The following is a 17,720-nucleotide window of genomic DNA, read 5'->3' on the forward strand; positions in this document are numbered from 1 at the left end:
AAGTCACTTGCCTTTGTGGATTGCCCAGAGCTCTAGCCCCAACCCCGGGTAGTCGCCGCTCAAGTGTAACGCGAATGCGGCTGTGGTCTGCATTTGCGGCCAAAGTTCATTGTCGGTATCCAATGAAAAGTAGACTGCGTTCTGGATGTACGGGATTTGGCGGGGGGCCACGGAGAGTGGCGAGATCGCAATCCCGGGCAGCTGCAGATTGACCAACTCGCGAATCTTTTCGACCGGGCCGATCTTGATCTGGATCGGCATCTGCTTGCGCAGGGTTTCCAGATCCACATTCGCATAGGCGATCAGCACAAACGAGCGCGCCTGGAACACCATCCGGTCTGAGGTTTCACCCAGCCAGATCCCGTATTCCCGTTTCGTGAGCGGGATGCTGATCGCGTTTTGCTCGACAACAAAACTGAGCAGGCTGCGCAGAACGGCGACCAAGCCCTGATACGTCATTCGCAGATCGCGATGGTCGTAGGTCGGAATTTCAGGCGGCCTGCGGGTGTCGGTCCCATAGGCGGAGATCTCGCCGATCAGCGAAATCAGGTCCCGGTAAACCGTCTCGGGCATGTGCCGGCCGGACATGATCAAATGGCCGATCAGAACCTCGTAGCGGTTCACGACACCGAGCATCATGAGGTCCATGAGGCCGTTGCGTGTGCTGCTGCCCTGCCCTGCTGCGTTGCTGGCCATCATCTCGCCGCGCTTGCGCAGAAGGCTCCGCACTTCTTCAAGATGCGCCAGCAACGGCTTGCTTGCAGCAACGAAATTCACCGGGGGGATGAAGGTGCCGGAAAGCTGCACCGCACCTTGCGCGTCCACACCTTCAATCTCGGCGATTGGCAAATTGGCGGTCTCATCAAGGCTTTCACCTTCGAGGATCAACCGGGCTGTTAGTGTTCCAACCGCGATATTGGCGGGTGGCCGGTCAGCTTCCGCCGTGTTGCGCGCCTCGGACATATGCCGCGTATAGCGCTGTTTGCCTTGCGCTTCGTCGCCGACTTCCAGTCCGCCGACAGACTTCAGCGGCACAGCCAGATAGATCTTCTTGCCCTGATGTTCCGATGTGATTTCGCGTGCGCCTGCAACCTTGTGCAAGAGCGAGGTATTGAAAACAGATCCGTCCGGAAAAACGATATCCGCGTCCGCGATCTGAATCTGGCCAATCCGCAACGCGTCCGGATCAAATTCAAGTTTCCGCACACCCCAGCTGTAGGGCGCCTGGTCTTTCACCCGGTGCTCAAGATTGGTTTCGATCCAGCGGTCATATTGCTGGAGGTGCTGGGGCCGGAGAAACATTCCCTCAAGCCAGAGCGGTTTGCCGCTTGCGTTCAATGCACTCCCCTGCGCTTCTCACCAAGTTTCATGATTCGAACCTAACGGCAAAATACCGACGTAGCGGAGTATCTTCTAATTGATTCCGCTGTGCAAACTCAATTCGTTAGGAAACCCTTGCGGGATCGGTCCTAAAAGACGCCCAACCGACGGTTTCGAAGCTTTTGTATTCGAACAGCAAGAGTGGTCAGATAGATGACAAACTCGTTTTTCTTTTCCTGTTCGAGTTCGATAGAGTCCTGCCACTGGGCGGATTCAATATCCCGGAATGCAGCGACTACCCCGATGTAGCGGGCTTCACTGGAGATGCTGCGGTTGTAGTCGACGGTCTGCCCGGGTGTCAGCTCGTATTCGGCACTTCCGACCAGGTCACCGCCCAGCAATTTCTTGTCGTTGTCCGCAAAGTCAAAAAAGCTGCCATTTTGAAAGGCCGTCAGCTCTTTCAACTCGTAAACCCGGACCACAACCGGTGCCGGGTCGCCATTTTCGTTGGGGTTAACGTTGGCATCGGCCTGCAGCTCGATCTTGATTGGTGTCGGCTTGGCGACACGCGAACACCCGGCAGAAATGGCAATGGGCGCAGCCAGAAGTCCGATGCACGCTGATCGTCGGGTCAGGCTCATTTCTTCCTCTTATTCCAATAATCGTCGGACATGCGCCGCGCCTGCTCTTCCTGCACTTGCGTGAAGGCTTCCATGATCATCTGCCGCACGACTGCCTCATAGTCCTTGCGCATGTGATCATATGTGCTGCGCGCCGTATCCCACTTGTCGCGACGCCCCCCAAGACTTCTTAGGCGCAATGCGCCATCGCCGTCACCGGCCTGTGCCAAAGCTTCTGGGGATAATTTTTCAAACATCAATCGCATCGCCCGTTGCATGGCCGACATGATCACCATCGAATGGCTTTGCAGATCCTGAAAAGCGTGACGGGTTGCCTGCGCTGGCGACAGATAGCCTTCGGTCCTCGTCAACAGCATTTCGTCCAAAGCCAGCTCGCCGACCTTGAAATACTTGAACGGGTTGTTTTCTTTTGGTTCGATCCGGGTTTCGTCAATCCGGAATTCCGACTTCACGACCTTGCGCGCGGCCATCATCGACACAAGGCCGGATGCCATCTCGCGGACCATGGCACCGACATCCTGCAAGATTTGATCCCGGATCGCTTCGGGAACCTCGGCTTCCAGAAACCCCATGGCCCGCAACAGGATCTGCAGATCCTCGTCGCTGCGCGGCCCGGCCGGCATCGGGATGTTCGAGACCTCCTGAACCGATTCAGTGGCTTGCGGCTCTTGCGAAGCCGGAGACACGGGCATGGGTTGCGGCGGCATCGCCTGCGCGGGCATTTGTGGTTGTTGGGCGGCTGCGGGCACCGGTTGAGGCGCCCCGGCCAGCCGGGCTTCGTCCTTATCCGCACCTTTGGCCTTGGCATCAAGCGCTGCAACCCGTTGTTCCCTTCGGGCTTTGAGCGCGTCCAGATGAGATAGACCGCCAGCCGTACCTGGTCCGGGCATCGGCGGCATCATTGAAGAAACGGGTGCGTTCAATCCAGCACTCTGCGGCATTGGCGGAAGGGACGCCGACGAGGAAGCCGGCTGGGCGGACACCTGTGTTGAGGCCGGAGATGGAGCTGAAGACGCTTGTTGAGCGCCAAAAGAAAAATCGTCCGGGATGGTTGATTGCGCCGCCGCTTGCGGAGTTGCCGGTTGAGGCGGCACTGGAACAGCGCTTTGGGCAACGGGTGAACCTGGAAGCGTGCCGCCTGGAAGAGACGACCAGAAGTCGTCCGGAATGCCGCCGGACGCTGGCGGCGTGGCAGCTGGCGCGGGCGTAACACTTGGCTGTTGTTGAGCCGGCTCGGCCGGCGGCGATACGACCGGTTGAGGCGGAACGCTGGCGGCGACTGGTTGGGCGACGGGTGCGGCCGTGGTCTGCGGCAGAACCTGCGCTGCCGGGGGTACTGCAGTTGGTGCTTGCGCGCCGGCCTGCATAAAGTCCTGCGGGATTTGCTGCGTGGATGTCTGCGGGGCCGCACTCACCGGCTGAGGCGCTGGATCACCGCCCCCAAGATAATCCAGCGGATCCAGAGACTGCTTGCCTTTTGGAGGTGCACCATAGGTCTGTCCCGGTGCCAGAAATTGCGCATCCGGAGTAAAATCGGGTTGCGGCTCCACTGCAGCAGCTGGCTGAACCGGTGGCTGTGCAACGGCAACGGGTGCGGACTGCATGGGCTGCTGCGCCGCGACGAGTTCTGCCGTTATTTCATAAGGACCAGCTGTCAGGACAGTCCCCGGCCCCAGCGGAATAGACCGGCCGCGGCCAATTGGCTGTTCCTGTCCAGCAAGAAAAGTTCCGTTTGTGCTCTCGTCAATCAGCAAGAATGCGCCGCCTTGAAACACAACGCGCGCATGTATGGATGACAAGATCCGATTGGGATCAGGAAGAACCCAGTCACACTTCTTTGAGCGCCCAAATGTTCCACCGGAAGGACCGTACCGGAACTGACTGCCCAAAGCCGCACAGGTCAGGATCAACTCACTGCTCATGACACCATCAGACCGTTGGATTGTGTTTCGGCAGGCCCCGTCCCGGGCACATGACCGCTGGTATCCGGCGTAGCATGTTCCAGCTCACCGGTATAGTCCGGTCCGCTTCCCAAAGGCAGGCCCGTCAACTGAACAGGATTCTCCAGTTGGCTGTCTTCCTCGGCATCCAGCCACAATGAAACACCCAGCCGAATATCGCCGACTTGTCCGGCTGTCACCGTGTCCTCCTTGAAGACGAACTGCAGATCCCAATCGAGTGGGTCCCGCATGACCATAGCCAAGAGTTCGGCAATTTCTGGGTGCCGCTCTCCTCCGGGCATGAACGGTTTGAGTTTTTCATAAGGCGCAGGGCCCATCCGGACGGTGAACTTGCCGAGATCGTCTTCAACCTCTTCGCCCAGCACCATGTCCCCGCCAAGAAGGGTGTTTCGAACACCGAGCGAGATCTGGCTGTCTTCACCCATCACAACGTGACGGTTCACATACTCAATGATTTCGCACGGCACCTTGAAGAAGCTCGACAAGACCGATGCAACGGCCTCGGCGGAGTTCGAGTACAGCGACATCAATCCTACATGCGGCAACAGCGCGGATCTTGCGACGGATCCGATTTCCGCCCGGTCCTCGATCGGAAACCCGCACAAAGCCAGGAAACACTTGGACGTCGCATCAAGGCCATGGTCTTCAAACCGGATGTAGTGCCGTGAGCGGCGCCAAATCTGATACAAGAGGATCGTCAGACGGTGATTGAACAGATCCAAAAGATCTTCAAGAGAAGACGGGTTTTCATCACTCTCAATAATCCGTTCCGTGACGTTCGGCGGCAAAGGCGATGCCGGGCCATAAAGGCCGAGGAAATTCACCCGGATATCAAATTTGTCGCGCGCCTCGTCATAGGAGATCTCGGAGACATCACTGGCTCCGAAACTCAATGAGCGGGTGGCGCGGAACTGGATCGGTTCATCTTTCGGAGCGTGGCCCGGACCCATTTTGTTGACGTCCGCATGCATCAAGCCGATGAGGTAGACGAGCTGAAAGAATTGGCTGTGCGCAAGGTGCCCGGCAAGAGCTTTGTGTTTTTCCGTTGCCTCGACAACTTCCGTCATAGCTGCGCCGCGCTCCCTTCCTTCGGATCCCAACTCAAGAGCGTGTTGCTGTCGGTCCCGATGATCGAGAGGCGATGCAGGCTGTTGATGCTGGCATAGGATTTCAAAAAGCGGTCCAAGACACAGCCGAAGAGGTACATTTCCGCCTCTCCGCCCATTTCACTCTCGGCAAGCCGAAGCACAAGTTCATAGGCACGGACGGGCCGGCCATTGCGGAAGATATCGACGCTGCGCCGTTCGAAACTCTTGAAGCTTTGAAGCAAGAGGTCCCGCTGAAGCGCGGCCTGCCGGTCCACATTCGCCCGGAAATCATAGGCGCCAATCACCGTGCGCAACGCTTCGACGTCGATCAGTGATGCATAGTTGCGAGAGAGGTTGGCAATCAACGTCCACAGGATCCGGTCATCAAGCGGCGGTGGAACCTCGCCCAAAATCCGAGTGATGTTTGTGAACACCAATTTGGCCGGTGTCTCAGATGTCGGCTGGTTGACAGACCCAATACCGAACTTGCTGGCGTGTTCCCCATTGGAGCAGAGCAGATTGAGGGAGATCGTTTCGGTCAGCGGTTCACCGGCTTTGTTCAACCGGGTCACAAACGAGATGTAGTGGTCGATTCCACTGCCGAGAACCGACGGTTTGATGGTCGCTCGGTAGTAGAGCTTGTCCGGATCCGCTCCGGACGTATCATGCGAGAAGGACTCAAACGCCTGATAATCAATTCTCTTGCTGCTGCCTTGCACCCAACCGGTCACGGACAACACGTCGTGGACGCTGCGCAGTTCGCGCCCGCCAAGCGGCCGCACCGGATACTCACTGCGATCATGCGACACCAGAAGGGCCTGGCCTTCGGCCTCAAACAGATTGACCGCGGGCGTGGTGTTCAACTGGATCTGGTGCGGCATCACCCGGCTGAGGTTGGAAAAGCCCTGATTGAAATGAAAGACCAGCTTGAAGCTGTCCGCGGTGACACGAGCGTATTTCTCAAGGCCACGGATGCGGACATACATGAATTTTTCAGGGCAGGAGAAGTACTCCTGCATGATCCGGAACCCGTCAAAGGAGCCTTCCGGATACGGCAGGCTCGCTTCGTCGCGCTCAAACCCGACCGGCTCCAATACCACGTCCGCTGTGATCGGGTCCTGCCCCTTTGGCAACAGTTGCACCGACCGCAACCGCTTCATCAGATAGAGGTAAAGCTGTTGCGCCGTGTTGGTCTCGCCTTGCCCGCCGAGATAAAGGGTCAGCGGTGCAGCCGCCAATGCAGCCAAACCGGCACCAGCCGTTTTCGTAAAGGACAATTCGAGCGACGCGCTGTCCTTGCGGTTGTCCAAGTTGGTATCGCTGATTTCCAGCGGCAGAACGTTGAGGTCCAGGGTTGTGCGGAACGGCACCGCTTCGCCGTTCATGGAGGCGGTCTTGACCGACGTCCCCTTCGGAACGCGAATGGCCAATTCAGAAACATCCGGTGCGTGCCGGAATTTCAAAGTCGTCATCGGCGGGACAGGCCGCAGGTAATGCGGCCAGATAAGCTTGAGCAGCGAATGCGCGACTTCCGGCATTTCAGCATCCAGCCGCTGACGCAGCCGTCCGACGAGAAACGCAAAGCCCTCCATGAGCCGTTCGACATCGGGGTCTGTCGGGTCATCGGCAAGGTACTTGGACAGGCGCGGGTTTGCCTTGGCAAACTCGGCTCCGAGTTCCTTGAGATAGCTGAGTTCATCCCTGTAGTAGGAATTGACCGACATCCAGCACGTATCCTTTTACGGCTTAAGCAGTGAGGCGCACCTTGCCCGAGCTGTCCAGCACAGAATCAAAACGCACGCGAACCTGCCGCGTACCATATTTCAAGTCTGCTTCAACGTTGAACACAAACTCCAGCGGACGGTTCGGATCCTCAATGGTCCGGACCACCGGATTGCTCAATCGGGGTTCGAATTTGATGATTTGCTGTTCAATATCCCGGCAGAGCTCTGCAGCCGTGTCCTTGTGGCTCTGGTTGACGGCGTTGAAGTCCGCCAGCCCATAGTCAGGGCGCGTTTCACAGCAGCCTGCCATTGAGTTCAACAGGATACGCAAGTCGGCGAGTATACTGTCCATCAGCGCCGCCTCATGCTGATCCAGCGACTTGAACTCGTCTTTCAATACATCGCCTTCAAGACGCTGAAAAAGGGAAACCGCCACAGCAGAAGTCCTCTTGAAACAACACAGGGCACCAAACGTTTGGCGCCCTGTGAAAGGTCATTCGTCAAGACACTGACCGACTTAAGCCTTGTCGAGCTTGCCTTTCAAGGACAGTGTGAAGTCTGCCCCCATGTACTTGAAGTGCGGCTGTACCGCCATCGACACGCTGTACCAACCCGGTTCGCCCTCAACATCCGATACGGTGATCGACGCCTTGCGCAGCGGACGGCGTGAACGCACGTCTGCGGACGGGTTGTCCTGGTCAGATACGTACTGACGGATCCAGTTGTTCAGCTCGGACTGCAGTTCGTTGCGGTCTTTCCAGCTGCCGATGTTCTCCCGCTGCAGCACTTTGATGTAATGCGCCAGGCGGTTGATGATCATCATATAAGGCAGCTGTGTGCCGAGCTTGTAGTTCAGCTCCGCATCCTTGGCTTCCGGATTGTTGCCGAAGAACTTCGGCTTCTGAACCGAGTTTGCCGAGAAGAACGCAGCGTTGTCGGACCCTTTGCGCATGGTCAGGGAGATAAAGCCCTGCTCAGCAAGTTCATATTCCTTACGGTCGGAAACCAGAACTTCTGTCGGAATCTTGCTCTGCAGCTGCCCCATGGCCTCAAAAGTGTGGACCGGCAGATCCTCGACCGCCCCCCCGGACTGAGGGCCGATGATGTTCGGGCACCAGCGGAACTTGGCAAAGCTGTCGGTCAGCTTGGTCGCCATGGCAAACGCTGCATTGCCCCAGAGGTAGTTTTCGCTCTTGGAACCAGACTCTTCCTCGTAGTTGAAAGCCTTGACCGGTGTGGTCTCGGGGCCATACGGGGTGCGTAGCATGAATCGCGGCATGGCCAGCGCGAAATAGCGGGAATCTTCCGACTCGCGGAAAGAGTTCCATTTCGCGTATTTCGGTCCTTCAAAAATGGATTCCATGTCCTTGAGGTTCGGAATCTCCTCAAAGGTATCCACACCGAACATGGCCGGCGAAGCTGCGGCGATGAACGGGGCATGCGACATGGACCCAACGCTGGCGCAGTACTGAGCCAGTTTGATGTCCTGTGAGCCGGGGCCGAAGTCGTAGTTTGTCACGACAGCGCCAACCGGCTGACCACCGAACTGGCCGTATTCAGCGGTGTAAATGTGCTTGTAGAGGCCGGACTTCACGACTTCCGGGCTGTCTTCAAAATCTTCCAGAAGCTCGTCCTTGGAGACGCTCATCATCTCGATTTTGATGTTCTGGCGGAAATCGGTCCGGTCCACGACGAACTTCAGGCTGCGCCAAGCGGATTCCAGCGTCTTGAAGTCTTCATTGTGGATGATCTGATCGACCTGATCCGACAGTTTCTTGTCGATCTCGGTGATCATCATGTCGACGGCAGCGCCAGAAACCTGGCTTTGACCGTCGGTCGGCTTCAGAAGTTCGGAAATGAATGCAGCAACGCCCTTTTTGGCGACGTCATAACCATCGTCGCTCGGAGCGAGTTTGGTTTCCTGCAAAATCTGGTCAAGCAACGAGGCGTCGAGTTCCTCGGTTTGCGCGCCGGCGCCCTGTTGCTGGTTTTCGGTGTCAGCCATGTTCACGGTCTCTGATCTTGCTGTGGTCCGGGTAAGATGAAATCAGCGGGCGCCGGTTGCGCCGCCGATTTGAACGGCACTTATTCGCCGTCGCCGGAATTGCCGGTCGTCTTGGTGAGTTCAGCCAGAAGTTTTTCGCGGGCGGCTTCATCGCCGAGAACATTCTGGATTGCCTTGCGGAACGCCGGAACGTTGCCCAGCGGCCCCTTCAAGGCGACAAGCGCCTCGCGCAATTCCAGAAGTTTGTTGAGTTCCGGTGTCTGACGCACAACGGATTCAGGAGAGAAATCGGCCAGGCTTTCGATCTTCAGAGAAACGGAGAGCTTTTCCTGCTCTTCGCCTTCCTGCTGCTCGACCAGCTTGTTGTCTGTCGACATGTCCAGCTTCAACTCGTGGCTTTTCATCACCTCGTTGAAGTTGTCCTTGTTGATGTTGATCAGGGACCGGTCTTCGACGGGCGTGTCGTCGGGACGCATGGTGTAATCCCCAAGCATGACGAGCTTCAGCGGAAGTTCAACTTCTTCCTTAGCGTCTCCCGTCGCGGGCTTGTACTTGATATTCACCCGCTCCTTGGGAGCGACGGAGGATTCTTTGGACATGCCTTCTCCTTAACGTCAGTCGAGCTTCCGATGTCACTTACGGAAATCATGTTATAAAACTGGTGTTCCCCTATCGGGGGGCACTCTAGAACTGTTTCATGTCAAATCTGTCTAGAAGAGTCTTAAAAAAGACCCCTCAAAGACATGACTTTTTTCAAAAGGCACACAACAAAACCACTTTGCGCGGTCATCGCTTGCCCGTCAACTCGGCAGCCGCGCCGAGATCCAGTATCGACAAAGTTTCCATGACTGAGGCCTTTAAAGGCACCAAATCATTGTCAGAAATGACCTGACGGATGTTTTTGTGGTTGAGACTACGCCATGAGAGCCGGGCCAATTCGACGACCAAGTCTGGCTCCCAGGCCGCCAGATTCGCGTCTTCTGCCGTCTTTCGAAGCCGCGACAATTGAGCCACCAAGGGCTGAAGAACATCGAACTGCAGGCACAATTCACTCAGCTTCAGCTGTCCACGGAACCAGTCCCGCTCCGCCCGGCAGCCGGCGCAATAGTCTTTCAAGACCGCCAATCCCTCAACAACCTTACCGGCCTGAGCCAGGCTAGCGGCTGTTGATGCGGCCCCTGCGAGCTGGTCCGCGTCACCTCCTGCATCGCCGCCAACGGTAACACTTTGATTGATCCATGCTTTCGCCTCACCGCTCGCGAACGGCGTTCCGTCGCTGAAGGACAGGGACAACACATCCGGCAAGCGTTTCAAGAACCCGGCCAGTTCCCCCTCAATCAACAGACGCGCATGATCATATTCACTGCCGAGCGCACTCATCGCTTCACAGATCATGAAGTGCGCATCGATCCAGAACGGCGATGACATGAAGGCGCCTTCGGCTGACTGGATCAAACCAAGATGATTTCCAGCTCCCTTGAGCGCTTGCAATTCCGCAATCCGGTTTTTCTGAGGTGGTGGCAAACTGGTCTTTCCACTGTTGGAGGGCGGTAAGACCATGACACGGCCCCAGACGGCGAAGCGGGCACAAAGATACCCTCTCGGATCCTGCGGCGCGTGTTGCCGGCTACTGGACGCCACCTTGCCGGCTGCATTGAAGAGTGATGTGAAAGCCGCATCCCCATCGCCATCCACGGCAACCTCCGGCACTGCAATTGGTGCAGCGCTCGGGGCTGGCGAAGCTGTTTGTGGCGTAGGCGCCGCAGCCGGCGCCGGTTCAGCAGCCGAGGCAGCAGGCTCCGCTGCAGGTGCAGCAGTTGCCGCAGCACTGTCTGACGCCGCTTCACTCGCCGGGTTGGCAGCAGCCTCCCCTCCCGCTTCTTTGGCCTCCTCTGCGGCTTTGGCCGCAGCTTCTGCCTCGGCTTTCTTCCGCGCCTCTTCCTCAAGCACCGACCGCACGCTCTTTGCAATCGGGCGGAGCGCGCGGATTAATGGCCCAAGAGCCGCTTGTGATTTGGTGAATTTCTGTTCAAGAGCGGTATCAAGTTCAAGCAGGTAGTCATGCGCCTGAAGCGCAGCCAATCCCTGATCGCCCTCTGGCGTCTTTCCCTCGACAAGGGACCCGAGTTTTTCTGCGAACCAGTCGAATGCCCCTGCCCGGCCGCGTTCGCGGCGCACCGGCGGCATCATGTCTTCCCAATGGTCCTTGGACATGTCTTCGAGGATCTTGACGCCTACCGCGAGTCCCTTGAAATCTTCCTCCAGAAAAAGACCGTAGGCGAGCCGTGTCGCCAGAACGAGATCCTTCGAATTTTCCTTCAAGACATCGACGGTCTTCTCGTTGAGCATCTTCCAATTGACGGCGGATGGCCCATCGATCTCCATCTTCCGGAATTCGGCTTCAAGCTCCTCAAATTCGGGACTGTCGCGGAACTCTTCCTGCCCGTCCGCATTCGCCAGTGCGACCTTACCGACCTCTGCTCGCGGATCGGACAACTCAGGAATTACAATCTCTTCAGCCATTGGAGTATTCCCTTGTCACGGCCCGCAGCATCATGGTCTTCCGGCATCCCACTTCGTCACAGCCAGATCACCGGTCCAGGCTCGGACCATATACCGCCACGTCATTGACAGGAAACACCTGTTGCGTTCTTCATTTCATAAGATTTTCATGCTTCAAGGGAAATCCACGCACTGACGAGTTTCAGCCCCCTAATCAATCCTGTGGAAGGTATGGTCCAAATGGCGGATGCGGCGCATCTCACGATCGACGACGAAACGGTGGACGGGATTCGGATTATTTGCCCCAAAGGCAAACTGGAGACCCTGTCGGCAAAGGACTTTGAAGCGCATCTTAAGTCAGCCGCCCAAGAGAGCGATTCCAGCCTGCTGATCGACATGAGCGGCGTGGATTATGTCACCAGTTTTGGTCTGCGGTCCTTGTTGATCATCACCAAACAGATCGCCCCGGCAGGACGCAAACTGATCCTCTTCGGCGTCAATCCATCGGTCCATGAAGTCCTGAAGATCTCCGGCTTCCTCAAGATCCTCAGCGTGGTTGAAGCGCGCGATGATGCTCTGGCAGAGATCCGGGGCTAGCTGACTTTATGCGCTCTCAGCGCCCTAGAAGGAGACCGGGTGGATGACATCGGTTCTCGGGACTTTGGAAGTTGCAAACGAATTAGACGAACTGTCCAGGATCTACACCTTTCTGGACGACCTTGCTGCACGCCACGGTCTTGATGACCATACCCGCCGTCATCTGTCTTTGATCGTAGAAGAGCTGTTCTCCAACACAGTGTCCTACGGCTATCCAGAGGCCGTGGCTGACACCATTAAAACCGAACTCACCAAAGACGGTGACCGGCTCATCTTGACCCTGGAAGATCACGCGACCGCTTTCGATACCGGGACCGCCCCTGTCCTCGATATGACCGAGACGTCTGCCGACGACATGTCAGTTGGCGGATTGGGTCTCTTTCTGGTCCATCAGGTGTCTGAAGAGGTGTCGCATTCCCGGAACGACGGCACCAATTCGACGCGGGTGGTTTTGCGGTTGAGCTCCAACGGAACCGATCAGAACTGAAACTCGATCATTGAATAGTCATCCGGCAACTCGGATTGACCAGACTTTTTCTGAACCCACTCCAGGATATGTGTAGGTATGGAGCCGTCTGCGGCAAGCGCCTCGTTGGCCAGCCCCTCAAGGCTTAAGACATCGCCTTCAAGGTCATCCACCTCATAGGTGCCGTCACTCAAGACCAACAAGCGATCTCCTGATCTTACCGATACGTCGGACTGGTCGAACGTCATATCTTCAATGGCGCCGATCACCATGCCTTCGCTCGTCCCAATGAGCGAAAACGCCCCCGCGTCCTTGGCCACTGGCAACAGAACGGCTGCCGGATGCCCCCCGGACGCATAAGACAGTTTACCGGTCGACCTTTGAAAAACGCCGTACCAGATGGTGAAGAACATGTTGTTCTGCCGTTCCATTGGGAAGGCGTTGTTCAACTTGAAAAGCACATCGGAGGGGATCCGGAAATCTGTTTCCGGCAGCGCGCAAGAGCGCAACACGTTGATAATCGAAACAGAGAGCAGAGCTGCACCAACACCGTGTCCGCAGACATCGATCAGGTAGATGGCAAAATGATCGCTATCGAGGTCATGATAGCCGAAGGAATCGCCACCAAGTTCCGTTGACGGAACCAAAAGCCAGTCCGCTTTCGGGCCTTCCGACCTCGGCTCCGGCAGGATCGACAACACATACCGTCCCGCGTCGGCCAACTCGGCCTCAAGCCGGCGCTGGGTTTCCAGAAGCAGCTGATTGTTCTCGGCAAGCTGATCTTCCACGGCCTCGCCGTGTTCGATGGTCGCTTCATAAAGCAGCTGCAGATCCGCTTGCTCGGCTTTCAACTCTGCCAGCTCGGCGCGCAGGGCTTCCAATTCATCTTTCATAGATGCGCTGTACCCACCGGTTTGAGAATCAGATGAAAACGAATCCGCCATTTTTCGTTTCTAACAACAGTCAGAGTTTCCTGCCGCGCTTCCCGCAGCCGTTCCGCTAGTCATTTAACGGCGTTTGTTGGTTTTGGAAATACACTGCCCACAAGCAGCGAAAAATCAACATTCCCCAGATGCTTGCGGATAGATCAGCCCCGTATCTTGTCACCTATCAGAATAACTGCCAAAAGCCGTGATAATTCATACTGGTTGACACTCAAAGTTCAAACAGTTGAACTAGGTATGGGGCTAATATTTACCATTCTGGTTGGATCTAGCTTAACGATTTCGACGTCATACTTCCTGCCGCGGTGATAGGGAGCCGCAGTCATCTGTGTTCGGAAACTAAAACTGAGCGCAAATTTCGGCGTCAATAATGGAGTTTGGGCGACGTGTCATATTCGAACGCCAGCGGAGCGGGCGAAACGCCGATGATCGAGATCGATCTGGATGTTCGCGATTTTTCTTCAAACTGGGCCAACTGCGATCTTGTTTCGAGCTACGTCTCCCGAATGGTTTGTCACAACCGTCTCGATTCCATGCTGTTTGCCAATCTTTATTCATCCGCGCTCAATGAGCTGATGGAAACAGCGTTCCACAGACATGGAAACGACGGCAAGGTCGTGTGCCGGTTCAAACGCCGTGAGAATTCGGACCGCATCGAGATCGATATGCCCGGCAGCGAAGACATCGCGCGCTTTTACGATGACGCGGTCGCCTTGACCAAGCGTCCAGACAAGGACGCCATCTATCTGGATCGCCTTTTCTCAGCAGAGAACCCGGATAGATCCCTCGGTCTTTTGGAGCTGAGCGTCGATTACGGGGCGGAGTTCAACCTGACCCGTGACCAATCAAACAACCGTATTTGCCTGACGGCCGATCTTGTTTTCGAGGATAATGCATCGTGACTTCCCAAGCGACTGGCCACGCATTCGATTGGCGTTTCAATGAAAACGATCAGGAATTCTCTCTGCAAGGCAGCTTGCGGCCGCAATCCGCCGATGAGCTCAATGGCTGCATGGAGGCCCTCGATTCTGCAACGTCCACCGTCAAAGGCCGGCTCTATCTGAACGTCCGCCGCCTCGTGCGGATGAACAACGTTGCGTTTCAGGCGATTGCCCGGCACCTGGTCGACACTTGCGTTAACCGTCCGGACCTGAATATCCAGGTGACAACGTCGAGCTGTGTTGGATGGTCAACACGCAAATTCCAGGCTTTGGAAAGTGCAAACCAGAACATTACGGTCAGTGAGTACGACAGCGACTTTTATCCTGGGCAGACCTTCCTGGAAGAGGGTGGTTTCATTCCGATCCTGCGGACCCAAACCAAGCTGACCTGGCACCACGAGCGCGAAATCCTCGGCCGTCATGGGCTGAAGCCTGGCATGCAGATGGCGGACATCTGTTGCGGAATTGGTGATTTCGCTGTTCTGGCGCAAAAGGAATACGAACTTGGTCGTCTCGTTGCGCTTGATCACTCAAAATCAAGCCTTGATTATGCGCGGAAAGTTGCCGCCGAATTTGGCGTAAAGGGCATTGAGTATGTTTATGGCGATGCCTCAGAGATGCTTCTGGAAAGCAACCAGTTCGATTTCGTCACTTGCCGTCATGCGCTTCAGGTTTTTGATCATCCGGAAGAGATCCTGAAAGAACTCTACCGGATCTGCAAACCGGGCGGCCGGGTGTACATCACAAACGAGAAAAACTCGCACTGCCTTGGCGAACCGCGCTCTGAAACCATTCAGTGGACCTACAACGAGGTCGCCAAGCTTTGGGACCATTTCGATATGGATATCGAGCTCGGCCCCAAGAGCCGGCGCTATCTGATCGACGGCGGGTTTGAAGACATCAAAATGGAAAGCTTCATGGTCACCAACCTTGACGGCAATCCACAAGACTTCGCAGACATCATCCAATCCTGGGAAAACGTTTATGCCGGCCAAATGGCCGTCGAACGTGGTGACAGTCCGGAACAGATTGCCCGTTTCCGGCAAGGTTTCCAGGATCACATTTTCGCTGCCCTGCACCCCAAAGGCTACGCTGGTTGGCCAATCTGGGTTGCCTCTGGACGGAAGCCTCTATGACACAGACCCAGTCTCCCGCGACCGCGGACAAGGCCGATCAGGATGAAGAGATCGGCCGTTTTTCCCGGCACAGTTTTCGCGCCAAGTTCCTGCTTGTGGTCGGGGCGGCCGTGTTGTTCGACATCATGCTTGCAGGCGGTGTTGCCATCTGGAACGTACAACGGCTTTCCAGAGATGCGACCGCGACTGTTAGTCAGGGTTTGACCGAAGCTACGCAGGAATACCTCAACACCTATATCGACACGACAGCGCTTCGCACGAACCTCCTACTCGATCAGACATACTCCGAAGTTGAGACCCTCGGCAGCTCGCTCCAGGCCTTGATCGACCATCCGGAGACGGAAATCCGGATCGGCGAAGCGGTGGAAAGTGACCCGGAACTGGGCGATCAGGACATTACCTTTGATCCGCAAGGCGGTTGGGCTCAGAACCTTGCTGGTCCGTCTGTTGTCAGCATCTGGGGCTATTTGCTTGATGATGACGGCAACCTCCTGCCCAGCGCCAGAGAGGAAGTCATTGACAGCGCCGCCTTCAACCTGGTGGCCCCTGCCCTAATGTCATCGGGTTCGCAGAAACTGCAGATGTACTATGTCGGCCCCAAAGACACACCGATCATGCGGACGACGCCCTATACCACTCAGGCGCAAACCTTTGATCGGCTGTATCCAGGCCACAACGAAGAGAACTTTTGGGATTTCTTCTTTCCCGGCGTTTATGAGGGCTGGCAGAACTGGATCAGCGACCCCTCTTCCCGTCCGGTCGACCGAAACATTGTTGCAACAGAGCCTTACATCGACGCGATCACCGGCGCTCTGATTGTCAGCTTCTTCGAACCGCTGTGGACCCAGGACCGGTCTGACGTCGCCGGGATGGCGGCTGTTGATGTAACGCTCGACCAGTTCGGCGAATTGGTTGAGAACGTGCAGATTGCTGACACGGGCTTTGGCTTCCTGACCAGCTCCGCCGGCAATGTTATTGCCGTGAGTGAAGTTGGCGCAGAAAAACTCGGCCTCATCTCAGTCGATGCAACGGGTCAGGGCGTAACCGGGATCAACCGCTTTTTGAATCAGAGTCGGTATCCCGCGATCTCAAACCTTCTGTTGCCGGAAGACGCCAACACGGTGATCAAAACCCTCGAAATTGATGAAGGCAATGGTCCGGAAAACTTTATCGTTGTTTTGAAACGACTGGATCCTGTGAACCTCTGGAACGGCTCCACAATTGTCTCAGAGAGCCTGACACTCGGCTTCCTCGTTTCTGAAGGGGAGATGTACGAAACGCTTGGCGAGGTGCAAGAGGAGATCTCCGACGCCACCCGCAGCATCGTTCAATGGCAGATCGCAGCCCTGCTGATCAGCTTGGTGATCGTTTTCATCGCCGTTTATGCGATTTCTGGCCGGATTACCGCTGGCCTAAGCGCCCTTGCTGACGCGGCCCGCGCCCTTCAAAACAAGGACTATTCCGTCCGGGTAAAAATCCCGAGCAAGGATGAGGTTGGTGCCGTGGGCACGGCCTTCAACCGGATGGCTGAGGAAATCAGCTATCATACAGAAAACCTCGAAAAACTGGTCGAAGAGCGCACCGGCAAACTGGAAACCGCCAACAAGGAAATCGTCGCGCTCAACAAGCGTCTCCAGAACGAAAACCTGCGTCTTGGCGCTGAACTCGATGTGGCGAAACGCATCCAGGAGATGGTGCTGCCGCGGCGCAGTGAACTGGAAGGCATCGCCCAGATTGAAATCGCTGCCTACATGGAGCCGGCGGATGAAGTCGGCGGCGATTACTATGACGTTCTCCATGACGGCGGCCGGGTGAAAGTCGGCATCGGTGACGTAACCGGACACGGGCTGGAAAGTGGCGTTCTGATGCTCATGGTGCAGTCAGTTGCCCGGGCCTTGCAGGAAAAGGGCGACAACGACCCAATTGCTTTTCTCGAAGTGCTCAACCGGGCGCTTTACAAGAACATCGCGCGGACCAACTCCGACAAGCACATGACCCTCGCCTTCGTTGATTACGAGGATGGCAAGGTCACGCTCTCCGGACAGCATGAGGAAGTGCTGATTATCCGGGCGAATGGCGATGTCGAACGGATCGATACGGTCGAACTTGGTTTCCCGGTTGGCCTGGAAGCGGACATTGCACCATTTGTGCAAACTGAAGTCCTGAATTTCGGTCCGGATGATGTTCTTCTTCTTCACACGGACGGTGTGACAGAGGCGGAAAACCCTGACGGCGTTCTTTACGGCTTCGACAGGATGTGCACCTGTGCCAAAGCCAATGCCGGCAAACCAGCCAAAGCCATTATTGAGGCGATACTGGCAGAAGTTAAAGCACACATTGACACACAAAAAATGTTTGATGACATTACCCTTGTGGTGATGAAGCACAGGTAGGC

15 protein-coding genes are annotated in these 17,720 nt (G+C 56.2%); 5 read left to right on the forward strand and 10 right to left on the reverse strand.

Annotated features, from left to right (window positions below; genetic code table 11):
* Nucleotides 1–3: 3 nt before the first annotated feature.
* From tssK to ACVDG4_RS06400, 9 genes are all read right to left on the reverse strand, one after another.
* Complete coding sequence (gene tssK / locus ACVDG4_RS06360) at nucleotides 4–1,338, reverse strand: type VI secretion system baseplate subunit TssK (protein WP_133950722.1); 1,335 nt, start codon at nucleotides 1,336–1,338, stop codon at nucleotides 4–6.
* Between the two features lie 131 nt (nucleotides 1,339–1,469).
* Nucleotides 1,470–1,961, reverse strand: a complete 492-nt coding sequence (gene tssJ / locus ACVDG4_RS06365; protein ID WP_133950724.1) for a type VI secretion system lipoprotein TssJ — start codon at nucleotides 1,959–1,961, stop codon at nucleotides 1,470–1,472.
* Nucleotides 1,958–3,883: a type VI secretion system-associated FHA domain protein TagH gene (gene tagH / locus ACVDG4_RS06370; protein WP_447234416.1), complete on the reverse strand. Its 1,926-nt coding sequence runs from the start codon at nucleotides 3,881–3,883 to the stop codon at nucleotides 1,958–1,960. The genes tssJ and tagH overlap by 4 nt, the downstream gene beginning before the upstream one ends.
* Nucleotides 3,880–4,989, reverse strand: a complete 1,110-nt coding sequence (gene tssG, locus ACVDG4_RS06375; protein ID WP_306146662.1) for a type VI secretion system baseplate subunit TssG — start codon at nucleotides 4,987–4,989, stop codon at nucleotides 3,880–3,882. The genes tagH and tssG overlap by 4 nt, the downstream gene beginning before the upstream one ends.
* Nucleotides 4,986–6,734 (reverse strand): type VI secretion system baseplate subunit TssF, encoded by a 1,749-nt coding sequence (gene tssF / locus ACVDG4_RS06380; RefSeq protein ID WP_133950731.1) that lies wholly within the window; start codon nucleotides 6,732–6,734, stop codon nucleotides 4,986–4,988. Before tssF ends, tssG begins: the two co-directional genes overlap by 4 nt.
* A gap of 22 nt (nucleotides 6,735–6,756) precedes the next feature.
* Complete coding sequence (gene tssE, locus ACVDG4_RS06385; RefSeq protein WP_166672759.1) at nucleotides 6,757–7,170, reverse strand: type VI secretion system baseplate subunit TssE; 414 nt, start codon at nucleotides 7,168–7,170, stop codon at nucleotides 6,757–6,759.
* 81 nt (nucleotides 7,171–7,251) lie between these two features.
* Nucleotides 7,252–8,739, reverse strand: a complete 1,488-nt coding sequence (gene tssC, locus ACVDG4_RS06390) for a type VI secretion system contractile sheath large subunit (protein ID WP_133950735.1) — start codon at nucleotides 8,737–8,739, stop codon at nucleotides 7,252–7,254.
* A gap of 80 nt (nucleotides 8,740–8,819) precedes the next feature.
* Entirely contained in the window at nucleotides 8,820–9,338 is a 519-nt protein-coding gene (tssB, locus tag ACVDG4_RS06395; RefSeq protein WP_209173353.1) for a type VI secretion system contractile sheath small subunit, read from the reverse strand.
* Between the two features lie 187 nt (nucleotides 9,339–9,525).
* The gene (locus tag ACVDG4_RS06400) at nucleotides 9,526–11,262 is read right to left on the reverse strand and encodes a TssA family type VI secretion system protein (RefSeq protein WP_447234417.1); all 1,737 of its coding nucleotides are present in this window, start codon (nucleotides 11,260–11,262) and stop codon (nucleotides 9,526–9,528) included.
* Between the two features lie 219 nt (nucleotides 11,263–11,481).
* Here ACVDG4_RS06400 and ACVDG4_RS06405 point away from each other — a divergent pair, with 219 nt between their 5' ends.
* Both ACVDG4_RS06405 and ACVDG4_RS06410 read left to right on the forward strand, forming a co-directional pair.
* A complete protein-coding gene (locus ACVDG4_RS06405; protein WP_166672760.1) occupies nucleotides 11,482–11,838 on the forward strand; it encodes an STAS domain-containing protein in 357 nt (118 codons plus the stop codon).
* Between the two features lie 43 nt (nucleotides 11,839–11,881).
* The gene (locus ACVDG4_RS06410) at nucleotides 11,882–12,325 is read left to right on the forward strand and encodes an ATP-binding protein (protein WP_447234418.1); all 444 of its coding nucleotides are present in this window, start codon (nucleotides 11,882–11,884) and stop codon (nucleotides 12,323–12,325) included.
* Here ACVDG4_RS06410 and ACVDG4_RS06415 read toward each other — a convergent pair.
* Nucleotides 12,316–13,197 carry a PP2C family protein-serine/threonine phosphatase gene (locus ACVDG4_RS06415; RefSeq protein ID WP_209173350.1) on the reverse strand — a complete coding sequence of 294 codons (882 nt, stop codon included), beginning with the start codon at nucleotides 13,195–13,197 and terminating at the stop codon, nucleotides 12,316–12,318. The genes ACVDG4_RS06410 and ACVDG4_RS06415 overlap by 10 nt on opposite strands.
* 437 nt (nucleotides 13,198–13,634) lie before the next feature.
* Here ACVDG4_RS06415 and ACVDG4_RS06420 point away from each other — a divergent pair, with 437 nt between their 5' ends.
* Genes ACVDG4_RS06420 through ACVDG4_RS06430 form a run of 3 tightly spaced genes read left to right on the forward strand, consistent with a single transcriptional unit; the run spans nucleotide 13,635 to nucleotide 17,718 of the window.
* Nucleotides 13,635–14,150 carry a hypothetical protein gene (locus ACVDG4_RS06420; protein ID WP_209173349.1) on the forward strand — a complete coding sequence of 172 codons (516 nt, stop codon included), beginning with the start codon at nucleotides 13,635–13,637 and terminating at the stop codon, nucleotides 14,148–14,150.
* Complete coding sequence (locus ACVDG4_RS06425) at nucleotides 14,147–15,325, forward strand: class I SAM-dependent methyltransferase (RefSeq protein WP_133950749.1); 1,179 nt, start codon at nucleotides 14,147–14,149, stop codon at nucleotides 15,323–15,325. Before ACVDG4_RS06420 ends, ACVDG4_RS06425 begins: the two co-directional genes overlap by 4 nt.
* Nucleotides 15,322–17,718 carry a SpoIIE family protein phosphatase gene (locus ACVDG4_RS06430; protein WP_447234419.1) on the forward strand — a complete coding sequence of 799 codons (2,397 nt, stop codon included), beginning with the start codon at nucleotides 15,322–15,324 and terminating at the stop codon, nucleotides 17,716–17,718. The genes ACVDG4_RS06425 and ACVDG4_RS06430 overlap by 4 nt, the downstream gene beginning before the upstream one ends.
* Nucleotides 17,719–17,720 lie beyond the last annotated feature (2 nt).

It is taken from the genome of Roseibium sp. MB-4 (genome assembly GCF_053005265.1).

What these genes read in the sequence shown, in the direction of transcription:
- tssJ (WP_133950724.1), bottom strand. Translation starts at nt 1,961, where the DNA reads ATGAGCCTGACCCGACGATCAGCGTGCATCGGACTTCTGGCTGCGCCC.
- tagH (WP_447234416.1), bottom strand. Translation starts at nt 3,883, where the DNA reads ATGAGCAGTGAGTTGATCCTGACCTGTGCGGCTTTGGGCAGTCAGTTC.
- tssG (WP_306146662.1), bottom strand. Translation starts at nt 4,989, where the DNA reads ATGACGGAAGTTGTCGAGGCAACGGAAAAACACAAAGCTCTTGCCGGG.
- tssF (WP_133950731.1), bottom strand. Translation starts at nt 6,734, where the DNA reads ATGTCGGTCAATTCCTACTACAGGGATGAACTCAGCTATCTCAAGGAA.
- tssC (WP_133950735.1), bottom strand. Translation starts at nt 8,739, where the DNA reads ATGGCTGACACCGAAAACCAGCAACAGGGCGCCGGCGCGCAAACCGAG.
- tssB (WP_209173353.1), bottom strand. Translation starts at nt 9,338, where the DNA reads ATGTCCAAAGAATCCTCCGTCGCTCCCAAGGAGCGGGTGAATATCAAG.
- ACVDG4_RS06400 (WP_447234417.1), bottom strand. Translation starts at nt 11,262, where the DNA reads ATGGCTGAAGAGATTGTAATTCCTGAGTTGTCCGATCCGCGAGCAGAG.
- ACVDG4_RS06405 (WP_166672760.1), top strand. Translation starts at nt 11,482, where the DNA reads ATGGCGGATGCGGCGCATCTCACGATCGACGACGAAACGGTGGACGGG.
- ACVDG4_RS06410 (WP_447234418.1), top strand. Translation starts at nt 11,882, where the DNA reads ATGACATCGGTTCTCGGGACTTTGGAAGTTGCAAACGAATTAGACGAA.
- ACVDG4_RS06415 (WP_209173350.1), bottom strand. Translation starts at nt 13,197, where the DNA reads ATGAAAGATGAATTGGAAGCCCTGCGCGCCGAGCTGGCAGAGTTGAAA.
- ACVDG4_RS06430 (WP_447234419.1), top strand. Translation starts at nt 15,322, where the DNA reads ATGACACAGACCCAGTCTCCCGCGACCGCGGACAAGGCCGATCAGGAT.